Origin of the sequence: Cyclobacterium qasimii M12-11B, assembly GCF_000427295.1 — a bacterium.
GTDB classification, from domain to species: Bacteria; Bacteroidota; Bacteroidia; order Cytophagales; family Cyclobacteriaceae; genus Cyclobacterium; species Cyclobacterium qasimii.
The window spans coordinates 1-22,978 of sequence record NZ_ATNM01000072.1 but is presented as its reverse complement, the minus strand read 5'-3'; the positions used below and the strand labels follow the sequence as shown (position 1 = coordinate 22,978).

The window sequence follows — 22,978 nt, the reverse complement described above, 5'->3', positions numbered from 1 at the left end:
AAGTGTTTTAAATGGATGTAAAGATCCTCGATGTAGAAACAAAATCCCAGATTAAATCCCAGATTTATTCAGTGACGAAAGGGAAATCTAAATTGCCTTCAATAATTGATGGGTGGAGATTTAATTTTAGTAAACATTCCAAAAAGAAAGACTACCAGACTTACGTTTTAACAACTGACAAAACACCTGAAATAATAGAGGGGTGTTTAATCATAAATACTAAAAGTCCCTATCAGGTATATATGGCATTTGTTGAAGTTGCACCCCATAACAGAGGCAATGAAAAAAAATATGAGAAAGTCGCTGGTTGTTTAATCGCATATGCTTGTAGACAAAGTTTTATTAATGGTCAAGAAGGATATCTTGCTTTTGATGTACTCGAAGAAAGAGAAGAAGATGAAATAAAACTAATGAATATGTATAGTCAAAAGTACAACGCAGTTAGATTAGACAATTCAACAACCATGATTATTCTACCTGAGGGTAGTGAAAACCTCATCAGCGAATATTTAAAATAAAAGCTATGAAAAATATTGAAATCTTACCTAAAGACATATGGAACGAGGATAAACTCAGCAAAGTAGATGAGTTTATTAAAAAGCATTCTGACAATCAGTCTAAAGAAAGAAAATAAAGAATAAACTTTTATCTATTCAGTATAAGCTGGAAGATTATATTGATAAGGATGAAATTAAAGAAGATGAGGTTCTTGAAATTTTGGATTTTGTGAAAATGTACCTAAAAGCACTTGACATTACCAAAAAGGATTTAGCTAAATATTTTGGAATGAAAGACAGTAACCTTCATAAATATTTAACCGGCAAAAGAAAGCTAAATTCTGAAGTCGTACTTAAAATTAGTTCATTCTCCCGAACAAAGCCTGAGTATTGGTATAGAGTACAGGTTAAAAATGAAATAGCAAAATTAAGTAAGGAAAATACTAAAGAATATGACAAATACGATTATGAAAGGTTGTTGTCTTTATAAAACGATATATCAATAACTAAGCATCCTAGCTGCTAGAACAGCCTAGTCTCCTTCGACACCCTTCGACTCCGCTCAGGGACCACAGGCTCAGGGGCCGGATCATCGTATAGGGAAATGTTTCCTTCTTAATTTTTACGACCTGACCGGATTAACTTTCGATTTTAACTAAATAGGTGCAATGGCTAGGATGCCTTGATGCCTGATCAAGTAAAGATTTGGAGGGGTAAAGTGTTGATAATAAACTTATTGTTGTTACTTTTAAGGTGATAGTTGGGTGAGTCGCCAACAGATGCTACGCTATAAGGCATAATTGTCTAAAAAATTTACTACCAAACTAAGTTCTAGAAAGGTTAAGCCTTGGTTATGAAAATTATATGCCTTATTGGATTGTTGATTTTTGCCTCTCTAAGAACTGTTGCTCAGCAGGAGTATATTAATTCATACCCTGATTCAATTGACAAAAAGCGCTTAAATACTGCAATTGGGATTGAAGTGGGCAGTTACCTGGCAGGGCTTTCTTTCTTGAACTATATCTGGTACAAAGATCATGAACGTGTTCCCTTTCATTTTTACGATGACTCAAAAGGGTATTTGCAAATGGATAAGTTTGGACATGCTTTTGGTGCATATAGAGAAAGTGCTTCAGCTTATTACGCCCTGAGAAATGCAGGTGTAGGTAAAAGAAAAGCACTGATATATGGAGGTCCAATAGGCTTGATTTTTCAAACACCAATAGAAGTTTTTGATGGGATGTATGAAGGGTGGGGCTTCTCCTGGTCCGACATGATTGCAAACACTTTCGGATCCGCCCTATTTGTGATCCAGGAAGCAGCTTTTGACGAACAGGTTTTTCTTATGAAATTCTCCTATTCTCCCAGCATATACCCCAACTACCATACGCATCTTGGCGAATCCCATTTAGAACGATTTTTTTTAGATTACAATGCCCATACTTATTGGTTTTCTGGTAACCTAAAGAAGCTTACTGGATCGGAAAAAATACCTTCATGGATCAATATTGCATTTGGATACAGTGCAAATGGTATGATATATGAGTTTGAAAACCCTAAGTATTATCAGGGTGAGCCCTTTCCTGATTTAGAAAGATACCGGCAATACATTTTATCATTAGACATTGACTTCACAAAGATTCATACTAATAAGAAATGGGTGAAAATGGTGTTCAAGTCGATCAACCTTATTAAAATACCTTTTCCTGCTATTGAAATTAATAGGGTTGATGGAATAACGTTTAGACCTATTTACTTCTAAAACTTATGCCTAATAAATAAGCAAGATTGCCTGAACCCTTCGGCACCCTTCGACCCTTCGACTCCGCTCAGGGACCACAGGCTCAGGGGCCAGTTCGTGGCCTTATGGTTTACTATGGGGGATGGTTTGCAATTTGTAAAATAGAATATGTTGACCCCCTAGATTAAATAGTTTACCGCTTCCTTCCCTCTGGCAATGTTCATTTCAATATTAACCCTTTTGATACCTAAATTTTGGCTAAAGCCGGATGCTGTATTACCGACTTTTAAAAATGGGCTAAAGCCCATCCCTATTGAGAAGATATTTTTTGGAATATGGCTTATTTGATATTCAAGAAGCCTGAGGGGCTTCAATAATAATAACCACGGGTAGCACCCGTGGATAGGAAATATTCCCTGAATTGTCCAACCCCAGAGTGGGTTGAACAATTGCCTTTATAACCTGGAAAGACACTTTTTATCCTTAATCAGGGCCTAATGGACTTATTTCTTATCTGTCAGGGGCTGGTCTACAATCTCATTTCCAAACAAGAATGAATTCGCAATTTGCGTAACTGCAGTTTGACGACCCATTAATATTTCCAAAAAATGGATACTTATTCCTTATTGTTTCCGGTTTTGGTAAACAATTTCGTATATTGATCGTATGAATGTAATAGAAACCTCTTCAGGGAACAGTCATTTCGTTGAGATAAATCCCGTAGAAGATGGAGACTATAAAACGCTTAGCAAGAGTCGTTTTTTCTTTGACTGGAAAAAAGAAAAAGCTTATGAAGTATATAAGTTACAACTATCAAGAACAAGGGAAATTATAGGGCTTATATCCTTAGAAAAAATCCCAGAAGAGTGGCGAGTGCACATTAGACTTTTAACCCTTTCAAAAGGTAATATAGGAAGAGAAAAACAGTTTGACAGAATAGCTGGAAACTTAATCGCGTATGCAGCTAGAATCGCCGTTAAGGAATATGCTGAATATGCCTGTGTATCCTTAAGACCAAAAAGTCAAATTGCCCAACATTACATTGACAAATACAATATGAAATTAACGGGTATGACTTTGAGCATAGAGGTGCCTGAAATTTTGGATTTAATTAATCAGTATGACCATGAAAAGTAAAACTAATAAGGATCTTATTGCAGATGCTGAATATGGATTAGATTCAAGGTACAATTCAAAGAAAGAACGAGATTCAGAAGCGGCATCATTAATGGAAGCGCGATTAATAAGAATGAAGAATTTGTCTAAAGAGCATATTATTCGAGCAAAACTCATGCAGCTTAAATTAAAAATGAAAGCGTATATCGAGCAACCAATTTATGATGATCAAAATCACTTTGCTCAGGATATTAATATTACACCAATTAGGCTTAGTCAAGTAATTAACAATCACCGAGATCCCAAAGATGAATTTATTATGAAGTTGATGATTCATTCGGAGAAGGTATATGAAAATATTTGTGAGTTTCAAAAGGAAATTTGGTACCAAGTATATTTTCATGAGAAATTATGTGACACCATGTCAAGCCAAGAAGAATGGAGAACAAAGCTTGAAAAGGATGTTAAGCTTAGTGAAGCAATAGATTAAGAACTGTAATCAAGAATCTGAATGATATTGTAGGGCTTGAAAGTTTAAAAGGACATTTAAAAGAATTCATCTAAGGCTTAAATCCCGATAGCAGATGAAATGGACAGAGATTTTCGCGTTAACTTTTTTATTCATTATTGGCCTATGCTCGTTGTATCTGTATTCTTATCTTCATAATTACCAGGAGGTTAAGGATTACATAAATGAAGTAAACAACAGCAACACTACAGTAGGTCTTAGATTATTTGTGATTTATGGAATAGCCAAATTGGTATCAATTATTCTAGGACTTGGAATACCAATTTCAGTTATTTACAAAGTGATTCAAAGAACTAAAAACGACACACAATAACCAAATATTCTAGCTGCTAGATCAGCCTAGTCCCCTACGACACCCTTCTCGATGGAGTCCGAAAATCCTATTTCATAATCCGTAATAATCGCCTTTAGCTTTTCAATACCTGGCCACAATACCTACATTGTAATTCCCCATAGGCCCGTAGCCTCCTTCAAAAAATAAGCCTAAATTTTTGATGGGGTAAAAACCAATTCCGCTCAATAATCCTGCAGAATAATTGAGATCCTCATCTGTTCGATAAAACATGTAGTTAATTTGATCTTCAGGCAAATGACCACTCCTGTCAAACTTATCCGTTACGGAGTTTAAGGTTACACTTGCATAATACCTCACATAAACATCCCATTTCTCTGGCTTAAGATTAAGTTGTAATTGATCACTCAAGAATGAGGAAAGATGTACTGTAGCTCTTAATCCTAAAGGAATAAAATTTTGATCATAGTTTAAACTTTTATTGTTTGAATCAAATACTGATAAAAAAGAATATTGCCTCTTTTGATAACCAACAAATACCCCGGTACTTATAAATTTACCAAGACCATAATCAAAAAATATTTCCGTATAAAGGCTATTGTTGCCTTGTAAATACTTTGTATTATTTAGGGCCGTCCCCAGACCAATTGATTTTCTTCCCTTTATGGAATAGCTATTATTATTGTTTTGGGCAAAGACAGTTATTCCGGTAACTATTAAAATGGCTGCTGCTAATGCTACTTTTTTCATAACCAATAGTAAATTTGAGCTTCTTTTATTGAGAAAAATCTAAATTATGTAGCGCAATAATCGCCCTGAACTAAGTTTAAATTTATTTAAAAACAAACTTAGTTCAAAATAATGTGAAGGTTTTTAAAATTGAGCTTTAGCCTTTTAATAAATAAGTTTCAATAAGATTAAAGCAGAATTCAATTTCTTCTATGAGGCAAAAGGGGCAGGGAGAAGCCATCGATTTTTAGCAATGTTTTTTTTATTGGCGCCTTATTTATCACCTTGAATTGTACTTTAATAAAAAACCCTGCTTGCCTAATGGGCTTTGATGAATGATTTTTTAGGGCAAAAATCGTATATTATCAAATCTTTTTTAAAAATAACCAAATCCAAATACGATGAAAAGAATAGTATTATTTGCTGCATTGTTCCTGATCCTCTTTCAGGTAAAGGCAGCGTTAGAATTGCCTAAGGTTTTTGCTGACCATATGGTATTACAGCGAGGCCAGGAAATACCTGTATGGGGTAAAGCAGACCCAAAACAGTGGGTCAATGTGACCTTTCAAGGTAAAAAATACCGTGTAAAAGCAGATAAAGAAGGACAGTGGATGCTGAAAATGGATGCTTTCCCTAAAGGAGGTCCTTATATTCTTTCCATCAATACCAAAAAAGATTCCAAAGTTTTGGAAAATGTTATGATGGGTGATGTTTGGTTGCTTGGTGGCCAATCCAATATGGAGTGGCCATTGATAAAGACAATTAGTGGTGAAGACAGTGTCAAAGCCGCAAACCATCCCAATATCCGACTTTTTGAAGTTGGCAGAAACCTAAGTTTAGAAGAGATAGAAGAAGTTCCTGAAGCGAAGTGGTCTATTTGTTCTCCTGAGACGGTGGCCAATTTTTCAGCCATTGGTTATTATTTTGCCAGAAGAATTGAGTCAGACATGGATGTAGCCATAGGACTCCTGGACATCAACTGGGGAGGTACACTTTCAGAAGCATGGACAAGTGCAGATGCTTTGTTGACGCATGCTGATTTCAAAGAAAGAGTCACCACAAACCAGACTGAAGGGCCTAAGGATTTTTCTGATCCAGACCTAAAACAAAAGAGTCCAAACAGCTGGCCAACCAGCTTGTTTTATGGAATGCTTGAACCTATAATCCCATTTGGGATCAAAGGTGCACTTTGGTATCAGGGTGAATCTAATGCCTCTAGGGCTTACCAATACAGGGAGATTTTCCCTTTAATGATTGAAGACTGGAGAGCCCAATGGGGTCAGGGAGATTTCCCATTTCTTTGGGTACAATTGGCCAATTTCAAACAACCAAAAGCTGATCCTGAGGACAGTGACTGGGCAGAGTTAAGAGAGGCACAAACCATGACCTTGTCTCTTCCCAATACTGCACAGGCGGTGATCATCGATAAAGGTGAAGCGGGAGATATTCACCCTAGAGACAAATGGACAGTAGGAGAACGTCTTGCAAAAGGAGCCAAGAAAATCGCTTACGATATGGATGTGGTTTACAGTGGACCTACCTATAAGTCTATGGAGATCCAGGGAAACCAAATCCGTATAAGCTTTGATCATATCGGCTCAGGTTTAGTGGTGAATGATAAATATGGTTATGTCAAAGGATTTGCAGTGGCAGGTTCAGACAAGAAATTCCATTGGGTATCAGGACAGCAAGACGGCGATCAAGTCGTTTTAGAGACTGGAGACATCAAAAATCCGGTAGCAGTAAGATACGGTTGGGCGGACAATCCTGATGATGTGAATGTATACAATAAAGAAGGGCTCCCTGCTAATCCATTCAGAACGGATGATTGGAATGGCATTACTTATGGTAAAAAATAAGCTAGCTTAATAAAACAAAACCTCTGGACTGCTGCATTTAATAATGCAGCAGTCCAGAGGTTTTTTTATGGTTAAACAGGATTCGAGGAATGGAAGAATGTAATTTAATCAAGCGAACTATAGAGATTTTGTCAGCATTGTTGCAAAAAAAGGCAACAATACCGCCAAAATCATTTAGTATACATTCATTGAACCACGGGCTGCACCCGTGGCTGAGATATTACGCCCATTCTGGGCTGATGAAATTGAAACATTGAATCTTATTTTAATAGGATTAATTTTTTAACAGTAGAGGCTAAAGTGTTAGATAGAATTACGCAATAGGGGTCCTCGTGATTTGATCACGTAATAGAAGGTCTATTCCATATTTCGGGGGTAATTACCAAAATTTAATTTTTTTGAAAGCAATGATTAGCCTCTGTATGTCCTCAGGAAAGACATGCCCAATATGCCCAATTCTAAAAGTTGCTGCTTTAGACACTTTGCCTGGGTAAATTACAAAGCCTTCTTCTTTAAGCAAATGATACAATTTGTTGAAAGAAAAGTCAGGGCTTGAAGGCTCATGGAAGGCGGTGATAATAGGAGACTGATTTTCTTCTGCAAGAAAGGCTTCTATTCCCAACTGCTTCATTCCCTTTACCAAGGTCTGGTGATTACTGACATACCTTTTGTACCTAGCGGAAATACCACCTTCTTCTTTCAACTCTTCCAGTGCCTGTAAGAATGCCCTTACCGTATGGGTAGGGGAGGTAAAACGCCATTTTCCAGGGTCATTTTCCATGGCTTCCCATTGGTCGTAAAGATCCAGGGAATGGCTTTTTGAATTGCCTTTGCATGCTTGAAGCACTTCTTTTCGGGCAATAATGAAACCGAAACCAGGCACGCCTTGAATGCATTTATTGGCACTGCTGATCAGAAAATCAATTTTAGGAGACTTGATGTCAAGCGGTATTCCTCCAAAACTGCTCATGGCATCCAGAATAAAACACTTGTTGTATTGCTCCGCCAGCAAGGCAATTGACGCATAATCATTTAGCATCCCTGTGGTGGTCTCACTGTGAACCATCCCAATATGGCTAATGTCCGGATTTTGCTTTAGCAATTCCTTAACTTTTTCAGGATCAGGTTGTAAGTGCTCTTCCATTTCCAAAACCTCCAAACCAATGCCCATCAAGGAAACAATCTTAGCCATTCTCTTGCCATAAGCACCATTTGAAATCACCAAAATTTTGTCTTTTGGCTTCAAACAAGTCCACAGGACAGCTTCAACTGAAAAAGTGCCACTTCCCTGCATCAAAACGGTAGTGTAAGGATCTCCACCATTACTTAAGTCGAGTAAAGAGCTTCGGATATTTTGTACGATTGTTTTGTAGTCTTCATCCCAGGTACACCAGTCACGGTTCATGGCTTCCCTAACCGTTTTACTAGTGCTCAAGGGGCCTGGGGTAAGCAGCAAATAAGGATTTTCAGGTATCATTTAAAAGTAAATTTCGGTGGTTTCTTCAATCAAATATAATTGATCTTGAGATTGGTTCCTGTTAAAGAGGCATATTATTAATGAAAAAATCCCAGAAAGTGGGCCATGCGCACCGTCTGGGATTATCTCTCTTTTTCACCTTATTTCAGTCAAAAGGAACCAATGGACTGCCTATTTAATAGGCAAAAAGACTTATGCTAAAATACCTTTGGCTATCGGTGAAATGATGATCAGTTTTAAACCCTGCATTTTCCCTCAATTGAACCAAGTCAGTGATATTGTATTTTTGGGAGATCTCCATGTGCACAGGTTCGTCTCTTTCAAAGGCAATGGTTTGCCCAGCCACTTGGGCATTTTGTTTTACCTTACTAATAAGGAAGCTTTTGGTGGTACCACTTAGAGGATCGTAACTTGCAAAGTGATCAAAATTTTCTAAAACAAAACTTCCCTTTAATTCTTTGTTGATGCGGTGAAGGAGGTTCAAGTTGAACCTTTTTGTTATTCCTTCAGGGTCGTCATAAGCCATTAAAATGGTATGCGGATGTTTTTTTAAATCTGCACCTAGCAAAAATAAATCGCCTTCACCTAAATATTGACGAACAAATTGTAGAAATGCTACGGCCTTTTCACCTTCAAAATTACCAATATTGCTACCCAGGAAAAGCACAATTTTAGGGTTTTTCCGAGGCTTGATTTTTTCCAGTGTTTCAAAGTAATCACCTGCAATAGGCAATACGTTTAAGTCTGGAAATTTTTCTATTAAAAACTTTTTGTTAACCTCAAGAATTTCTGGTGAAATATCCAGAGGCAAATAATTTATTTTTTTCTCTGATTTTAATAATGCGTCCAGAAATATGGCCGTTTTAGTACCGTCTCCTGCCCCAAGTTCTACTACATCATAAGTAGTGTTCGGAAGTAGAGCGATTATCTCTTGGCTCTTTTTGGTTAAAATTTCGGTTTCACAGCCTGGCAGATAATAACTATCCATCTGCATGATTTCCTGAAATATTTCAGACCCCTTTTCATCGTAAAAATACTTGGAGGAAAGTTGTTTGGGTTCTGATTTAAGACCTTTAAGAATGTCTTTCTCGAAGTTTGTGTTTGTCATATTTATTTAGCAAGTCTGATTCCTGAAAAAATCCATTGGGAGGGAGGGGCAAAGAAATTACGGTAAGTTTTCCTACTATGGTTACAAGCTGTGGCTACAGATGCACCTCTGAGCACCTGTTGGTTGACCATGAATTTACCATTGTACTCTCCCAATGCACCGGGGGCTTTTTGAAAACCTGGGTAAGGTAAGTAGGCACTTGAAGTCCACTCCCACAATTGACCCCAGCTAAACTGATCGGCTGCTACCTCCCATTCAAATTCGGTAGGTAATCTCATTCCTTTCCATTCCGCAAAAGCAAAAGCCTCGTAATAACTGACATGTTGAACTGGTAAATTTTCATTCACCGCTTGCAAGCCATTGAAGGTGTAATGATGCCATTTACCTTCAATTTTGTACCAATACAGCGGTGCCTTTATGTCGTTATTATTGATAAATTCCCAGCCATCAGAATGCCACAAGTTAAAATTGGTATAGCCTCCGGATTCAATGAACTGAATGTACTCAGCATTGGTCACAAGGTTTTTTTGAAATACTATAGGGTTCTAGAAAAACACGGTGTTTCCCTAGTTCATTGTCATAGGAGAAACCATCGCCAGCAAAGCCAATTTGTTTTATCCCTTCGGAAACTTCAAGCCATTCCTCTATCGTTTTTTCAGCTTTGGTGCCAAAGGAATCTCCATACTTTGGAAATGTAGGTTGGTTTCCAAGAATGTATTTTATGTCATACACCAGGAGTTCCTGATGTTGTTGTTCGTGGTTGATGCCTAGTTCAACAATTTCCGAAATTTGACTGTTGCGTTCTTCTTTTTCCAGAAGTTCCAATACGGCATTGGTAACGTAATTTCGGTAAGCCATCACTTCAATCACAGGCGGTCTGCTCATTAACCCTCTATTGGGGCGCAAGACCCTGTCGCCCGCATTGTTATAATAGCTATTGAACAAGTAGGCAAAATCTTGATCATATACCTTATAGTCGCTGTTGAAAGGAACAAGTAAAAACTGTTCGAAAAACCAGGTACTATGGGCAAGGTGCCACTTTGGGGGCGAAACCTCCGGTATTGGTTGTGGAACATAATCTTCCACTTCGAGTGGAGCACATATTTTTTCTGTTTGCAGGCGACAGGATTTGAATCTGTCTAAAAGTACTGTATTAGTGGATGCTGCTTGCGTGAATCTCCCTGTCATGAAAACTATTTTTTGTTGGGTTTATGTTCTAACAAATAAAAATGGGGATGGTTTTCACCATCCCCATTTTCTTAAGCAATTATCGGGCTAAAATCCATTTAACCACTTTTATATTAGTCATAAAGTTCTACAATCATCTCTATTTCAACAGAGATATTGGAAGGCAAGGAACCCATTCCAATTGCAGCTCGGGCATGCTTCCCTTTTTCTCCAAAGACTTCAACCATCAAATCAGAAAAGCCATTGATGACTTGTGAATGTTGGGTAAAAGTAGGATCTGCATTGACCATGCCTTTGGCACGAACGATGTTTTTCACTCTGTTCAGGTCACCTATTTCAGCTTTCAAAGAGGACAGTAGCGATATGCCTGCAAAGCGGGCAGCAGCTATTCCTTCTTCCAGGCTTATTTCACTTCCTAATTTACCTGTTACCTGAGAACCGTCAGGTCTGTCAGGTCCAGTACCTGCCAAGTAGACTACATTGCCTAAGGTTTTGGCTTTAAGGTAATTGGCTGTAGGTGGTTTAGGCGTAATAAGTTCGATGCCCAAATCTTTGATCCTCTGTTCGGCATCTACACCATCGGTGCTCTGCTCCGCAGCACTCGCTTTTTTATCTGAAGGCTTGGAGGATGGCGGTCCACCACATCCTGCTAAACATAAGAAAGGAATCAACAGTAATAATGCAATTTTTCTCATTGTATGATTTATTTTTTAATTTAATCTTTTGGTAATGTGTTACTATTCAAAGTAACGGATCAAGTTGCCAATGGAGGTCCACCTGGTACGGAGATTTTTTGTTTCCGCTGTTTGCTTTCCCATTTTTTGGCAGTAAACTGGGCAGTTAAATATTCACCCATAAATACCTCGCCTGATATTTGGCCATTTTTTAACTTACCGGTAAACATGTAAACAACAGAATCACCAGGTTTTTTGAAATGACTTCTGATTTTTATTGTGTCTCCTTCGATTGTACCATATAAATCCTGCTCTGCAAAATCACTTTGATGCGTTCCGTTTAGCCAGTTGCCATCTTGCTCAAGCATCATATGATGTGTGCTTTTGCTGCTAAAGAAAGTCATTTCTACGTTCCACCTTCCAGAAATGTCTGAAGCGGCTGCAGCCATAGATGTGTCAGGAGTAGATCTCTTTTTAGATAAAGTATCATGTAGTCGTTTAGCCACTACTTTTGCTTCTCCATCCTGCATTTGGCTAGGCGTAACATTGATTGAAGTTAATCCATCTTTGCCACCGCTTCCAATTGCAATTCTTGGTTCAGAACGGCCGAATAGCTCAGCAACTTCTTCGCCTGTAATATTCAATTGTGTTGGATCCCAACTTACGATCAAGCCCGGAGCCCTATTGTTAAGTCCATCAGGAAGGGTTATTTCGTGAGTTACCCCTTTTATTTTAGTGGCTTTCTCTGCGATAAGGTTTAGCCATTCCATCCATCGGTCCCATTCTTTCTCATGGTCTCTGGTAGTCCAGGCTTCTACTGCTGCGAGCATTCCCAGCATTTCCTCTTTCCCTACTTTATTGTCTCTTCCTGGTCCGTGATGTGGAGAGCTTGCCTGCCATGCAGAAAGCATCAGGTCTTTTCTACCTAATAAAAGGCCAGCACATTGAGGGCCGCACATTGCTTTTCCACCACTGTAAGCTACCATATCTGCTCCACGCTCAAAATGAACTACAGGAATACTAAGGTTTTCAGCTGCAGCATCTACCATAATAGGTATGCTTTGTTTTTTTGCTACTTTAGCAATGGCCTCTACCGACATAGGTTGTCCGGTTGAAGAACTTCTATTTGCTAGCAAATAGATCATGGCAGTTTTAGGATTGATGGCTTTTTCCAACTCTTCCATACTGTCAACTTCTACCACCGTAATCCCGATATTTCTAACCGCATGGTCATAAACATTCCTGGAATGCCTTGGGATGATTACTTCCGTTTTATCCAGTCCGGATAAGTCAGGAATTCTGAGTAATTTTTCAGGATTACCTCCTGTAACACAGGCAGCAGTACCATGCTTCATAGCTGCAGCACAACCAGCTGTGACAATACCAAATTCAGCTTTGGTGATTTCAGAAAGCCTTTCTCCAATGGCAAATGCCAATTCATCGTATTGTACGAAGTTTTTAGAAGCGGCAGCCATTGCTGCATGTACCTCAGGTCTTTCAATGGACCCACCTATAATGGTGAATGTACCCCTACAGTTGATAATTGGAACGACTCCAATTGATTTATAAATATCTTCATCAAGGGCAAGTGGTCCCTTGGCAACATTTTTATCCGGCGAAGCCATAAGTGGCGACATGCTCATAAGGCTTCCTCCAACAGGAAGGATGGCCAGGTTTTTTAACATTTCTCTTCTATCCATAATTTTTAGTGGTATTTGTCTGCTGCCAAGCCATTAAGGTCATATACGACCTTTCCGTCTTTCATGGTCAGCTCTGTTTCTAATTTATATTTACCTTCAATTTTCTTTTTTCCTGCATCTATAAAACCAAAATTACCATTGTGTAACTGTAGTAATGTAAGATCAGCTACAGCGCCTACACTCAGGTGACCCAAGTCTGTTCGATGTATGGCCTGAGCAGTTTTCCAGGAAGCTTTTTCTATTACCTCTTCCGTGCTCATCCCAATATTGATGAATTTTGACATGACATTTAACATGTTCTTCATTCCGCTATTCATACTGAAACGGTGGAGGTCTGTACCAAATGAATTTGGAACCAAACCCTGTTGGTAAGCTGGAATGGCTTGGCTAAACCAAAAGCCAGCGCCGCCATGGCCAACATCGAAATTAATTCCCCTTTCGTAAGCCGGTTTTACAAAGGGGTGTAGTCTTCCTTCTTCATCTATGATAGGCAACCTTTCGTCTATTTCTTCAAAACTGTGGGTGATAATGTCTCCCGGTCTCATTTTGTTCAATTGATCCGCAAGAGAATACTCCGGTAAGTGGCATTCTACAAGTAGCGGTTTGCCAGCTTTTCCAGAAGCTTGCAAAGCATTGTCAAAAGGAAGCCATTCGGAACCAGTATAATGCCCAATTTTAATCCCGACCAGGATATCGGGATATTGCTTTAAGGTTTGATATGCCTTTTCTGCATCCATGTCTGATAGGTCTTCTTGAGTGGAGTCACCACTCATTCCCACCCCTGAGATATTTAGAAACGCCAAAACCCTCGTTTTTGAGGCGTCGATAACATTTGTTTTGAACGTCTCAAAATTTCTCCAACCTGAGGTGCCTGCATCTACCACAGTAGTGATGCCGGAACGAAAGCTGAAGTCGTCAGGTGATACACTGTTAAATCCATCAGCAAAAGTTTTGCTTTTGCTACCTACAAATACATGTGTGTGGGGATCGATCAAACCAGGACTAAGAATCAGTCCGGAAGCATCGATTACCTTCTTCGCCTGATTAACAGGGATGTTTTTAGAAACAGCCGCTATTTTCCCATCTGATACAGCAACATCCATGGTGTCACGGATTTCATTTTTAGCATCAATTAGGTAAGCCCCTCTTATGAGAATGTCATATTCCTGGCCAATTGCCTGCAAATTGCAAGCGATACAAAAGCATATAATAAGAAAAAACCTCATGGTTGTCTTTTACGCTATTTCTATTATTTAAACTCTGATTCCCAATAAGGGACACTTAAACCATTTAGGTCCCATACTACCCGACCGGCTCTGATGGTCATTTCTGTTTCCAATCGTTTGTCTCCATCTATTTTGGTTCTTCGGATGTCCAAAAATCCAAAGTCTCCTTTTCTAAGTGTAAAAACAGCGATGTCTGCTTCAGTTCCAACATCCAGGTTACCCAGGTCTTTTCGGTTTATTATTTGTGCAGGATTCCATGTGGCTCTAAGTACTACTTCCTCCATGGTCAATCCCATGTTCATGAATTTTGACAATAAGTTGGCCATGTCTTTAAAACCACTGTTCATGCTTTGGCTATGAAGATCAGAGCTTATAACATCAGGTAAAAAACCTTGTTGTATGGATGGTATCGCCTGACGGAAAGAAAAAGCACCACCACCATGTCCAACATCGAAATTTATACCCCTTTTTTGTGCTTCAAATACAAAGGGTTTGACTTTAAGGTCTTCGTCTACTACCGTTTCTCTATTATCAGGTCCATAGGAAAAGGTATGCGTGAAAATATCACCTGGTCTAAGGTGCTTCATAAACAATGCTTCAATGGAATTTGTTGGCTGGTGCTCACCGAAATCTACCATAACCGGCACTTCGGCCAATTTCCCTGCTTCTACGGCCAGGTCTACCTGGGTGAAGTCTCCCCAGTAATGAGCTGATTTTATGCCTACCAAAATATCAGGAAACATTTTTGTAATCATATTGGCGGTCATGGTTGGATTCATGTCCGATACATCTTGTTCTTCTAATCTTCCATACATCCCAGTGCCTACTATATTTAATAGTGCCAATACCCTGGTTTTTGATTGGTCGATGGTTTGTTTCTTGAATTGACGAAAATTTCTCCATCCGGAAGAACCAGCATCCACTACAGTGGTTACTCCAGACCTGAAAGTAAAACCATCAGGAGGTAAACTTGTCAAGGCATTGGCGATGTACGATTCTGTATCGGCACCATTAAAAACATGAACATGCATGTCTATTAGCCCTGGAGTCACATAATAACCTTTCAGATCAATGGTTTTTTTTGCTGTGTTTTCTGGAATGTTTTTGGCTATATTTACGATCTTCTTTCCAGTAATACCAATGTCCATGGTTTCACTGATCCCATTTTTGGGGTCTATAACATGGCCGCCTTTAAGTAATAGGTCAATTTCTTGTGCATTAGCGCTAAAAGAAAGTAGTAGGCTAGCGAAAAGAAAGATGGCAATTGATTTATTCAGGAGATTAGTAAATGACATGGGAGTGAAAGCGAAGTTAGGAACTATATCACGAAGGAAAATGGGTTTATCCTTAAAAGAAGATCGGAAATATTGTAAAAAAAATTGTTTAAACAAAGGCATATTTTATTAAAATTTCATCTATCTAATGTAATCTCTTTTTATTCAAAATAAAAATTTCCAAATTAACGGGTCAATTTAATTTCCCAAAACCAATAACTATGGAACAAGACAGTAAAGCCAGTAACAATAATTTTTTTCAGACCATTTGGTTGTGGATGTTAGGAATAGGGCCAGGTATTTTCTGTATAGGTTATACCATAGGTACTGGTAGTGTAACCTCTATGGCCAAGGCCGGAAGTGAGTTTGGCATGCAACTGTTATGGGTTTTGGTGTTGAGTTGTATTTTTGCCTGGGTGCTGATGGAGGCTTATGGAAGGTATGCTGTTGTCACTGGTCAGACCTCGATTTATAGCTTTAAAACAAAGCTTAAAGGAGGTAAATTGATTTCGTTTCTGATCGTTGGAGGTATTATTCTTGCCCAATGGAATTCCTTGTCGGGAATACTAGGCCTAAGTGCCAATGCTATTTATGAGATGATCCTTTTGTTTTTTCCAAACATGGAAGGAGGGAGCTCCTATTGGATAATACTTGGAATTGCCATTGTTTTGATTTTGGTGATGTATGCCTTTCTTTGGGTAGGGCAATATTCATTTTTCGAGAAAGTGCTGGTCGTCTTTGTGACTATAATGGGTTTGTCTTTTATCATTTCCATGTTTATGGTATTGCCTGATCCTGGCCAAATGGCAAGGGGATTAATCCCAAGTGTGCCTCAGGTGGCTGGAGGGAAATTACTAGTAGCTGCCTTCGTTGGAACTACTATGGCAGCTCCCACTTTTGTGGTGAGGCCACTTTTGATGAAAGGTAAAGGATGGGGACCAGGAAATACCAAGGATCAATCAAGAGATGCATTGACAGGAGCAATTTTGATGTTGATCATTAACCTCTCCATTATGGCTGCCGCTACGGGGGCGCTTCATGCAGAAGGCAAGACAATCGAAAAAGTAATGGACATGGTTTATTTGTTGGAACCAGTTGCTGGTAAATTTGCCGTAGCCTTGTTTATGACAGGAGCTTTAAGTGCCGGCTTATCCTCCATTTTTCCAATATTAATGGTAGCACCATTACTAGTAGCAGATTATAAAGAAGGAGAGCTGGACACAGGGTCGGTTCGTTTCAAAGTGCTAACAGGAGTAGCATGTGTAGTAGGCTTGACCGTGCCAATCTTAGGTGCCAATCCTATATTTGCTCAGATATTGACCCAGGTTGCTGCGGTATTTGTATTGCCGCTTGTCATTGGCTGTATCATGTATCTGGTCAATCAAAAAAGCTTGATGGGTGATCAGAAAGCCGGACTATGGCTTAATTTTGGATTGATTTCAGCTTTTGTTTTTGCCTGTATCATTTCTTACACAGGAGCCGTGGCATTGCTGGAGTTGTTGTGATTTTTTTGAATGAATGTGATACCAACACTTGGCAAATTGAATGTCAAAGTATTAAAAAATGTTGGTCTTGATGCCATCAAGCATTCTTTTATTCATGTATATTCAACTCCCAAATAAGTTATCGTTAATCTAGGTAATATTATTTGTTACTCAGCATAATAATTAGGCTTTTAAGCTATCATAAACTAAATTTGGCAAAGCATGCCAGGACAAAGTTGCCCAAACATGCTTTGCCAAATTTCGGTATTAAATAAGCATCCAAAATAAATTCTAAATAATCGTGAAGAGCTCTTATTCTGAAATTAAAGGTCTTTTAAATTTTAAAAAAGATAAGAAATTCACAAACGAACATGCTTATATAACACATTATTTACAAAATGATGTGAACGGAGCATCGAAATCCTTTAAGAGCCCAGCAATTAAATATTTAATTGAGAGGATACCTGAATTAAATAATAAGGTTAATCAACCTGATTTCCAATATTTGGTACCCTTCAAATGGGATGTTCCCTTCCCTTCCCCACCCGATAAAAAGTTTCGATTTATAGATCTTTTTGCTGGGATAGGTGGATTTCGTATTGCATTACAAAATTTGGGAGGTAAATGTGTATTTAGTTCTGAAATTGATAATTCTGCAAAACAGACTTACGAACAAAATTTTGGGGAATATCCATTTGGTGATTTAAGAGAGTTTACGAGCAAAAATGTTTCTGATATTGAGCTTAATCAACTTATCCCAGATCATGAAATTTTAACTGCAGGATTTCCTTGTCAACCGTTTAGTTTAGCAGGTGTATCAGCTCGTAATCATCTTGGGTTAGCTCATGGCTTTGATGATAAAAGTCAAGGAAATTTATTTTTTGATATCGCAAGAATTATTTCAGTTAAGAAACCAAAGGTTGTTTTTCTTGAAAATGTTAAAAATTTCAAATCCCATGATGAAGGCAAAACTTTTGAAACTGTTAAATCTATTTTAGAAAACGATTTGGATTATGATTTCCATTTTGAGGTTATCAATGCAGACAGATGGGTTCCGCAAAAAAGAGAGAGGTTTTTTATGGTGTGTTTTAGAAAACAAAATAAAAACTTTATTTTTCCTAAACTCGAAAAAGAACCAAGAAAACTAAAAGAAATACTTGAGTCAGATGTATTAGAAAAATATACAATTTCAAATAAGCTTTGGGAAGGTCATAAAAGGCGTACTAAAAATAATCTAGAGAGAGGTACAGGTTTTACTGCTTTTGAAGCTAATCTTGAAAAACCTTCGAATACAATAGTGGCAAGATATGGTAAGGATGGAAAGGAATGCTTGATCCCTCAGAAAGATAAAAATCCTAGAAAATTAACACCTCGTGAATGCGCTAGATTGCAAGGTTATCCTGAAAATTTCATATTACCGTCTAGTGATGCCGCAGCTTATAGACAATTTGGGAATTCTGTAGCAGTGCCGGTAATTCAAGCAATTACTGAAAACATATTAAAATCGATGAAATTGGTAAATAAAATATGAGATTTAGGTCTTTTCACAAGGATTTTTTCCAAGCGGTCGAAGGAGCTTATTCCATTGTAACCGAAAGAGAATTTTTTGATTCTCAAATCACCTTAACTGATGCAGAAGCTGAAATGGTTATGGATCATTTTGGTTTGGAAAATATTCAAGTAGGTAATGTTGCAGCTAATCGTGAAAAGGCATCTCAAACTTTTACCCTTTATCCTGACAATATAGAAATACAGTTGAATCTGGTTTTTCCTAAACCGGAAAAGCCAGAATTAAGGTTATATATTTCATCAAGAGCTGGGTTTAAACCCTTTGCAGGAAATATTTGGTTCCTATTCAAAAAAAATAATGTTTTGAATATTGGCAGTTTACCTATTGCAGAATGGAATAGCCTAAATCAAAATGATGATCAAGATGATTATTATCAACGTTCAATTGAATCCTCAATTGGCGAAGACAATAACTACGTCATAGATCCTAAAGGAAGAATTTCCACCCAAATTGTGGGTGGACGAATCATTACAGTTAGAGACCCTAGGTTGGCAAGAATGAGATTCGATATAGTTGGTAATCGTTGTGAAGTTGACCCATCGCATCAAACATTTGTTGCTCAGCGTACCCAATTACCCTATGTTGAAGCACATCACTTTATACCAATTAAATTTCAACATTTGTTTGGTGATCCTTTGGATAACCTTGTAAATATTGTTGCTTTGTGCCCCAACTGTCATAGAGGAATTCATCATGCCGTTGTGGAACATAAATACGAACTTATAGAAAATATTTATGCCAAAAGGACTCAAATTCATCATCACTTTTCCATTGATGATATCGCCCAATTTTACAACGCCATAACAATTTCTGATTAGATTTTATTTTGAAAAAAATCAAAAGTTGTAGGCAAGTTTCCTTTAGGCCAAAAATAATAAGTGAAGGTAAAGGAAGGGGAATCCGATAGTTTTTATCTTGAAGTACAAGGTGGTAAAGATATTATATTTTAAAATAATTAAGCCCCATACTAAACTGCCAAAATTTACTCAAAAGTCAATTCCATTTTATATAGCGTAACAAAGTATTCCTCGACATCAAATAAATCGGGGTTCTTCAATGCGATTATTTCATTGTTTTTGCTGGCAACATTTGGGTAATAGACGCCTTTTGGGAATTTGACATTGCTGTCAAGAACATTGAAGTCTTTGTCCAGGATGACCGCATAAAAGGCATCTTTCTTTTCCATCTCCATTTTGGCTTGGTTTGGGAAATTTGCCTTGATATCCTTTTGTTCTTCTTCGGAAAGGCCTTTTTTATAGACAACAACCGTATAATCGTCCATAAATAGGATATCATTGATGTTTCCTGGACGTTTACCCTCATTAATTTCAAAAAATTGCTCACTATTTTTCATTTCTACGCCCTGATAATTGTTCATTCCAGGGATTTGCAAATCAATGGCCTTCTCGAATAATATGCCCTCGGCATTTTCCTTGTATAGAAAAACAGAGGGATCGAACCATGTTGAAACCAACCAGTCATTCCCTTTATTTTTAATCACCGGAACATATATTCCGTGATTCATGCCGTCCTTAAAAATGCTTTGTGCCGGAATCTCTAAATATTGTTTGGTCTCACCAGTTTTCGCATTGTGCATTTCAAGTAGCGACTTACTGTAATAATTTTTATAAAACTGTTCTCCCATACCATCTACGAAGTCTTCATCAACAAGTGGTTTGATATAATAAAATGCCTCTTCACTTTGCTTAACCAAAGGCAGATGGGGAGGGAAAAACAAATAGCTATGGGGATAGGAGATTTTTGCCTCAGGGCTGATGCTTGAGTCAGGATTAAGTTTCACAAAACCTTTTTCCATGTCATAAATAACGATTGCTCCATCAAGGAATCCTACGCTTCCAGGATTTGAAAGGCCATTTGGACCTTCCTCAGGAATGGTATAACTGGAAACAATGGCTCCCTTTTCATTTACCCGGAAAACCTGGCGAACTCCAATACCAGCATTTGATAATAGGTAATTGTCTGATTGCGGATCATAGCCTTTCAGTTGCAAGGGGTCTAAATTATCAATATTGATTGAGTCCCTTACAGTGATGGAAAATTTTCTTTGGGCTGTATTTTCTTTTGGACCATTGCAACTCAGAACAAGTCCAAGAATAATAAAGAATACTGCACTATTCAAAAAGGCATAGATACTTCTCATTTTGGCTTTCCCATTATAATTATTGATTAACAATAGATTACGATTTTAGCGAAGGTTTTCAACTAAGGATGTAATATATTTATTAATCTATGGATTCCAAAAAAGGCGGGGTAAAAGCAAATTGGATGAATTTTAATCTTGCATTTATTGAGCAGATGCATGGTTTATTTGTTGAGGTCCCTGAGCTCGAGCATGGCCCCTGAGCATGGTGAGCCTGTCGAAGGGTGTCGAAGGTGCCGCTTAAAACTCACACTAAGCCTCACAATGACGATTCTTTTATGTATATCGTCATTGCGAACCTTTTATTTGGCAGTCTCATCACGTTGGAGATTATTTTATCTTCCTATACTTAAAAGCCCCGTAAAGCCTGGGAATGACGGTTTTGCTTGGGCCGATTATTTTGAGATTTTAGCCCTGACATTTGCTACCTCTTCTTTTGAAACGGCTGAAGCATTGTTTTCAAAGTTCTGCCGGATAAAGGTCAAGACTTCTGAAATCTGCTCATTGGTTAAAAACTGATGGGCTGGCATAATATTATCGTAAGGTTCTCCATTTACCTCGATTTCACCCTCAAGTCCCTGAAGTACAATATTGATAAGTTTGTCCTTGTTTCCAGTTACCCAATCCGTTTGCCTAAGCCCAGGTATCCTTCCCGTAGCGCCATTCCCATCCCTTTGGTGACATGGGGAACAATAAGTATTGTATACTTTTTTGCCTTCTGGAAGCTGACCTTTGTCTTGGTTGTCTTCTTCAGGCTGAGGGTTGCGAATATTGGCCACCAGCTTTTGTTCATCCATTTTTGCCAGTTCAGCTTCACCAAATGTGGTTTTATCTCCTTTATATAGAATCCTCCAGATCTTGCCATCTCTTGAGTCTGACACATACAATGACCCGTCCGGCCCCTGAGCCAGACCCATAGGCCTGAATTCCGCATCGTTGGTATTTACGATTAGTTCTTTACCAGCAAAGCCATTGGCAAAAACCTCCCAGTCCCCACTTGGTTGTCCATTTTGAAAGGGGACAAATGCAACAAAATAACCAGACTGTTGGTAAGGAGACCTGTTTGATGAGCCATGGAAAGCGATGAAAGCACCATTTTTATACCGATCAGGAAATTGGTCTCCCGTGTAAAACAGCAGGTCATTGGGCGCCCAGTGTCCGGGAAATCCCATAATAGGATCGTCCATGTCTGCGCAGCGACCAACAATTTCACCATCCCCTCCATATTCAGGAGCGAGTACCTTTTTACCATTTATCTGATCATAGTAACAATAAGGCCAACCATAATCTCCACCCTGCTCTACTCTTATAAACTCTTCTGAAGGAAGGACGGCGCTTTCCCAAGGTGTAAAAGTCTCTGGATACAATAAGTGGAGGTTGTCTCTTCCGTGCATGACGAGGTAGAGGTTTTTTGTCCTCCTTATTATAATCCATGGCTACTACACTTCTAATACCAGTAGCGTACAATTCCCCATCTTTTTGGGTCATGTTTAATTTATCCAATTTGAATCGCCATACTCCTCCATGTTCGATTAATTCAGGACAAGGGTCTAAGCCAGTTGAGCCTGGGATTCCCCCGGGTTTGTTTGCCATATCCTGACAAGCATTAGAAGGACTTCCGAAGGGTACATACATGTATCCTTCTTCATCAAAAGATACAGGTTTGGTAATATGCCAGTGGATTCCATGCTCATGGTCATCAGAAAGGATAACCTCCATCGGGCTATCGGGCACCAGTTTGCCTGGGACCAGTTTATTTCTATACACTACTCTGGCAGCGCTGTAATATAAATAGCCATCGTGAATGCGCATGCCGTTTGCAAGACTACCTTCGTCTTCATAATCTCCGAAGTGTGTGATAATGTCAGCTTTACCATCTCCGGTAGTATCCCTAAGTGCGACATTACTTCCGGTACCTTTGGCATATCTTAGTTTTACATAGATATCGCCATTTGTATTTACTGCAAGGTGACGCGCTTTACCGATACTATCTACAACTACCAGTGCGCCAAATCCATCGGGCAGAATCAATCCATCATTATCAGAATCAGTTTCCGGTAATCCTGAGGGTTTGGTACAAGAAAAGAGCAGGAAACAAAAAAGATTAAGAAATAGTATTTTTTTTATAGATGGTAAATGTGAGTTTTTCATGGCTTTTCGGCAAAATTTCATGATAATTAATAAAATTCTAAGAATTTAACAATAAAATTTCGAGATAGATATGACTATATAGAAATTATTGCAATATTCATAAAATAATACAAATAGGAATTAAAAATTGAGACTCGGAATAAAAGAGTGGTAAAAAGAACTCAAAAAGTGTTTAATTTCGAAAATGTCGCATTTTAATAGT

Annotated in this window: 21 protein-coding genes; 9 read left to right on the top strand and 12 right to left on the bottom strand. The window is 38.4% G+C overall.

The window, feature by feature from the left end; genetic code table 11:
• Nucleotides 1–11: 11 nt before the first annotated feature.
• From ADICYQ_RS07635 to ADICYQ_RS07610, 5 genes are all read left to right on the top strand, one after another.
• On the top strand, nt 12–518 hold the full coding sequence (locus ADICYQ_RS07635; protein WP_040415086.1) for a hypothetical protein: 507 nt from the start codon (nt 12–14) through the stop codon (nt 516–518).
• A 214-nt stretch (nt 519–732) separates the two neighbouring features.
• The gene (locus ADICYQ_RS27625; protein WP_020893568.1) at nt 733–987 is read left to right on the top strand and encodes a helix-turn-helix transcriptional regulator; all 255 of its coding nucleotides are present in this window, start codon (nt 733–735) and stop codon (nt 985–987) included.
• 363 nt (nt 988–1,350) lie between these two features.
• The gene (locus ADICYQ_RS07625) at nt 1,351–2,259 is read left to right on the top strand and encodes a DUF2279 domain-containing protein (RefSeq protein ID WP_020893567.1); all 909 of its coding nucleotides are present in this window, start codon (nt 1,351–1,353) and stop codon (nt 2,257–2,259) included.
• A 645-nt stretch (nt 2,260–2,904) separates the two neighbouring features.
• A complete protein-coding gene (locus tag ADICYQ_RS07615) occupies nt 2,905–3,375 on the top strand; it encodes a hypothetical protein (protein ID WP_020893564.1) in 471 nt (156 codons plus the stop codon).
• Nucleotides 3,365–3,844, top strand: a complete 480-nt coding sequence (locus tag ADICYQ_RS07610) for a hypothetical protein (RefSeq protein ID WP_020893563.1) — start codon at nt 3,365–3,367, stop codon at nt 3,842–3,844. The genes ADICYQ_RS07615 and ADICYQ_RS07610 overlap by 11 nt, the downstream gene beginning before the upstream one ends.
• Nucleotides 3,845–4,298: 454 nt before the next feature.
• On the opposite strand, the gene ADICYQ_RS07600 is transcribed toward ADICYQ_RS07610, so the two are convergent.
• Nucleotides 4,299–4,925 (bottom strand): hypothetical protein, encoded by a 627-nt coding sequence (locus ADICYQ_RS07600; protein ID WP_020893562.1) that lies wholly within the window; start codon nt 4,923–4,925, stop codon nt 4,299–4,301.
• A gap of 380 nt (nt 4,926–5,305) precedes the next feature.
• Between ADICYQ_RS07600 and ADICYQ_RS07595 the strand changes: the two genes are divergently transcribed.
• Nucleotides 5,306–6,763 (top strand): sialate O-acetylesterase, encoded by a 1,458-nt coding sequence (locus ADICYQ_RS07595; RefSeq protein ID WP_040415079.1) that lies wholly within the window; start codon nt 5,306–5,308, stop codon nt 6,761–6,763.
• A gap of 379 nt (nt 6,764–7,142) precedes the next feature.
• Here the strand turns inward: ADICYQ_RS07595 and phnW are convergent, their stop codons facing one another.
• The 8 genes from phnW to ADICYQ_RS07560 all read right to left on the bottom strand — a co-directional run bounded on the left by phnW (nt 7,143) and on the right by ADICYQ_RS07560 (nt 15,431).
• On the bottom strand, nt 7,143–8,240 hold the full coding sequence (gene phnW / locus ADICYQ_RS07590) for a 2-aminoethylphosphonate--pyruvate transaminase (RefSeq protein WP_020893559.1): 1,098 nt from the start codon (nt 8,238–8,240) through the stop codon (nt 7,143–7,145).
• 175 nt (nt 8,241–8,415) lie between these two features.
• Complete coding sequence (gene egtD, locus ADICYQ_RS07585) at nt 8,416–9,348, bottom strand: L-histidine N(alpha)-methyltransferase (RefSeq protein WP_020893558.1); 933 nt, start codon at nt 9,346–9,348, stop codon at nt 8,416–8,418.
• A 2-nt stretch (nt 9,349–9,350) separates the two neighbouring features.
• On the bottom strand, nt 9,351–9,866 hold the full coding sequence (locus ADICYQ_RS29610) for an SUMF1/EgtB/PvdO family nonheme iron enzyme (protein WP_020893557.1): 516 nt from the start codon (nt 9,864–9,866) through the stop codon (nt 9,351–9,353).
• The gene (locus ADICYQ_RS29605) at nt 9,853–10,536 is read right to left on the bottom strand and encodes a DinB family protein (RefSeq protein ID WP_316929276.1); all 684 of its coding nucleotides are present in this window, start codon (nt 10,534–10,536) and stop codon (nt 9,853–9,855) included. The genes ADICYQ_RS29610 and ADICYQ_RS29605 overlap by 14 nt, the downstream gene beginning before the upstream one ends.
• 113 nt (nt 10,537–10,649) lie before the next feature.
• A complete protein-coding gene (locus ADICYQ_RS07575) occupies nt 10,650–11,231 on the bottom strand; it encodes a RidA family protein (protein WP_020893555.1) in 582 nt (193 codons plus the stop codon).
• A 59-nt stretch (nt 11,232–11,290) separates the two neighbouring features.
• Nucleotides 11,291–12,910 (bottom strand): aminotransferase class V-fold PLP-dependent enzyme, encoded by a 1,620-nt coding sequence (locus ADICYQ_RS07570; RefSeq protein ID WP_040415077.1) that lies wholly within the window; start codon nt 12,908–12,910, stop codon nt 11,291–11,293.
• Nucleotides 12,911–12,915: 5 nt separating this feature from the next.
• Nucleotides 12,916–14,094, bottom strand: coding sequence for an amidohydrolase/deacetylase family metallohydrolase (locus tag ADICYQ_RS07565; protein ID WP_020893553.1), 1,179 nt, complete (start codon nt 14,092–14,094; stop codon nt 12,916–12,918).
• A 65-nt stretch (nt 14,095–14,159) separates the two neighbouring features.
• Nucleotides 14,160–15,431 carry an amidohydrolase/deacetylase family metallohydrolase gene (locus ADICYQ_RS07560; protein WP_020893552.1) on the bottom strand — a complete coding sequence of 424 codons (1,272 nt, stop codon included), beginning with the start codon at nt 15,429–15,431 and terminating at the stop codon, nt 14,160–14,162.
• Between the two features lie 200 nt (nt 15,432–15,631).
• Between ADICYQ_RS07560 and ADICYQ_RS07555 the strand changes: the two genes are divergently transcribed.
• The 3 genes from ADICYQ_RS07555 (at nt 15,632) to ADICYQ_RS25860 (ending at nt 19,282) form a co-directional block, all read left to right on the top strand.
• The gene (locus tag ADICYQ_RS07555; protein ID WP_020893551.1) at nt 15,632–16,915 is read left to right on the top strand and encodes an Nramp family divalent metal transporter; all 1,284 of its coding nucleotides are present in this window, start codon (nt 15,632–15,634) and stop codon (nt 16,913–16,915) included.
• Nucleotides 16,916–17,195: 280 nt separating this feature from the next.
• On the top strand, nt 17,196–18,425 hold the full coding sequence (locus tag ADICYQ_RS07550) for a DNA cytosine methyltransferase (protein WP_051160148.1): 1,230 nt from the start codon (nt 17,196–17,198) through the stop codon (nt 18,423–18,425).
• Between the two features lie 119 nt (nt 18,426–18,544).
• Complete coding sequence (locus ADICYQ_RS25860; protein WP_161625583.1) at nt 18,545–19,282, top strand: HNH endonuclease; 738 nt, start codon at nt 18,545–18,547, stop codon at nt 19,280–19,282.
• A 164-nt stretch (nt 19,283–19,446) separates the two neighbouring features.
• Here ADICYQ_RS25860 and ADICYQ_RS07540 read toward each other — a convergent pair whose 3' ends face one another.
• From ADICYQ_RS07540 to ADICYQ_RS28365, 3 genes are all read right to left on the bottom strand, one after another.
• Entirely contained in the window at nt 19,447–20,625 is a 1,179-nt protein-coding gene (locus ADICYQ_RS07540) for a hypothetical protein (protein WP_020893548.1), read from the bottom strand.
• Between the two features lie 395 nt (nt 20,626–21,020).
• Nucleotides 21,021–21,422: a c-type cytochrome gene (locus tag ADICYQ_RS30165; protein WP_369073251.1), complete on the bottom strand. Its 402-nt coding sequence runs from the start codon at nt 21,420–21,422 to the stop codon at nt 21,021–21,023.
• A gap of 463 nt (nt 21,423–21,885) precedes the next feature.
• Complete coding sequence (locus ADICYQ_RS28365) at nt 21,886–22,776, bottom strand: PQQ-dependent sugar dehydrogenase (protein ID WP_235114473.1); 891 nt, start codon at nt 22,774–22,776, stop codon at nt 21,886–21,888.
• Nucleotides 22,777–22,978: the final 202 nt, after the last annotated feature.

Excerpts from the sequence above, each read along its gene's own strand:
- ADICYQ_RS07635 (WP_040415086.1), top strand. The coding sequence starts at position 12 with ATGGATGTAAAGATCCTCGATGTAGAAACAAAATCCCAGATTAAATCC.
- ADICYQ_RS27625 (WP_020893568.1), top strand. The coding sequence starts at position 733 with ATGTACCTAAAAGCACTTGACATTACCAAAAAGGATTTAGCTAAATAT.
- ADICYQ_RS07625 (WP_020893567.1), top strand. The coding sequence starts at position 1,351 with ATGAAAATTATATGCCTTATTGGATTGTTGATTTTTGCCTCTCTAAGA.
- ADICYQ_RS07615 (WP_020893564.1), top strand. The coding sequence starts at position 2,905 with ATGAATGTAATAGAAACCTCTTCAGGGAACAGTCATTTCGTTGAGATA.
- ADICYQ_RS07610 (WP_020893563.1), top strand. The coding sequence starts at position 3,365 with ATGAAAAGTAAAACTAATAAGGATCTTATTGCAGATGCTGAATATGGA.
- ADICYQ_RS07600 (WP_020893562.1), bottom strand. The coding sequence starts at position 4,925 with ATGAAAAAAGTAGCATTAGCAGCAGCCATTTTAATAGTTACCGGAATA.
- ADICYQ_RS07595 (WP_040415079.1), top strand. The coding sequence starts at position 5,306 with ATGAAAAGAATAGTATTATTTGCTGCATTGTTCCTGATCCTCTTTCAG.
- phnW (WP_020893559.1), bottom strand. The coding sequence starts at position 8,240 with ATGATACCTGAAAATCCTTATTTGCTGCTTACCCCAGGCCCCTTGAGC.
- egtD (WP_020893558.1), bottom strand. The coding sequence starts at position 9,348 with ATGACAAACACAAACTTCGAGAAAGACATTCTTAAAGGTCTTAAATCA.
- ADICYQ_RS29605 (WP_316929276.1), bottom strand. The coding sequence starts at position 10,536 with ATGACAGGGAGATTCACGCAAGCAGCATCCACTAATACAGTACTTTTA.
- ADICYQ_RS07575 (WP_020893555.1), bottom strand. The coding sequence starts at position 11,231 with ATGAGAAAAATTGCATTATTACTGTTGATTCCTTTCTTATGTTTAGCA.
- ADICYQ_RS07570 (WP_040415077.1), bottom strand. The coding sequence starts at position 12,910 with ATGGATAGAAGAGAAATGTTAAAAAACCTGGCCATCCTTCCTGTTGGA.
- ADICYQ_RS07560 (WP_020893552.1), bottom strand. The coding sequence starts at position 15,431 with ATGTCATTTACTAATCTCCTGAATAAATCAATTGCCATCTTTCTTTTC.
- ADICYQ_RS07555 (WP_020893551.1), top strand. The coding sequence starts at position 15,632 with ATGGAACAAGACAGTAAAGCCAGTAACAATAATTTTTTTCAGACCATT.
- ADICYQ_RS25860 (WP_161625583.1), top strand. The coding sequence starts at position 18,545 with ATGGATCATTTTGGTTTGGAAAATATTCAAGTAGGTAATGTTGCAGCT.
- ADICYQ_RS07540 (WP_020893548.1), bottom strand. The coding sequence starts at position 20,625 with ATGAGAAGTATCTATGCCTTTTTGAATAGTGCAGTATTCTTTATTATT.
- ADICYQ_RS30165 (WP_369073251.1), bottom strand. The coding sequence starts at position 21,422 with ATGGATGAACAAAAGCTGGTGGCCAATATTCGCAACCCTCAGCCTGAA.
- ADICYQ_RS28365 (WP_235114473.1), bottom strand. The coding sequence starts at position 22,776 with ATGAAAAACTCACATTTACCATCTATAAAAAAAATACTATTTCTTAAT.